Consider the following 835-nt stretch of genomic DNA (forward strand, 5'->3'; position numbering starts at 1 on the left):
CTCGTGCTCCAGCACCATCCGCACCGCGCGAGCGCGCACCTCAGGCGAAAACTTGTTCGTCGTCTTGCTCGTCATCGCTCCATCCTACTCAGGAGTTGGAGCCTCCGGGAATCCCGGAGCGGTTCAGGGCGCAAAGAACAACACCCCGATATAAGGACTGCGTACGGGCCCTTCTGGGACTGGCTCGTCAGTCGAGGGGGCGAGAATTTCTGCAGTCCGCTTTCCCGGATTGTACAAACACATTCATCCGCGATTTTCAGCCTTTCGACCCAAGTGAGTACGTCCGCCAGCCGCCGAATACATAGGCCGAGCGATCCAGACCGCCTTCACGAAGTGATCACCACCAACGCCCGAGAAATGGCCCTGAGCGTCGGGAATAGCTCCTGGACGGTAGGGCTGGACGTGGATGCGATACGGGCCATCGATCGCCGCCGACCCTACATCGACGCTCAGGATCTACAGGGTCTTCTTCAGGTGAGCGCCGGCCAGATCGAGGAACTGGCCGAGTTCGAGCTGCTGACCCGTCGAGACGGCGGATATCACTCTCAGCACCGCCCGTATCTCAGAGCTGAGGTCGAAAAATTTCTGGATGAACTCAAGGGCGACGCAAGATTGACCCTCAGGGTGGAGTGGGCCCTTCAGGGTGGACGGGTCGCGCTTTAGGAATTGACCGTGGGCCGGGCTTTCAGAGGATGAGAGCCCATGACGCGCCATCGATCCCACAGCATCGCGTTCAAGCGCCAGGTCGCGCAGGAGTTCATCTCCGGGGAGACCCTGCACGGCCTTGCGAAGCGGCATGACCTGTCGCGCAATCTGATCCGCTTGTGGGTACAGA

General features: G+C 60.4%; 2 protein-coding genes. Both read left to right on the forward strand.

Features of this window, described 5'->3' with window-relative positions:
• The first annotated feature begins 333 nt into the window (after positions 1–333).
• On the forward strand, positions 334–663 hold the full coding sequence (locus ACIKT0_RS19335) for a hypothetical protein (protein WP_407106890.1): 330 nt from the start codon (positions 334–336) through the stop codon (positions 661–663).
• Positions 664–702: 39 nt separating this feature from the next.
• Positions 703–835: transposase (locus tag ACIKT0_RS19340; protein ID WP_474998497.1), on the forward strand; the 133-nt coding region annotated here is incomplete at its 3' end.

Source organism: Hansschlegelia beijingensis (assembly GCF_045505405.1).
GTDB classification, from domain to species: domain Bacteria; phylum Pseudomonadota; class Alphaproteobacteria; order Rhizobiales; family Methylopilaceae; genus Methylopila; species Methylopila beijingensis_A.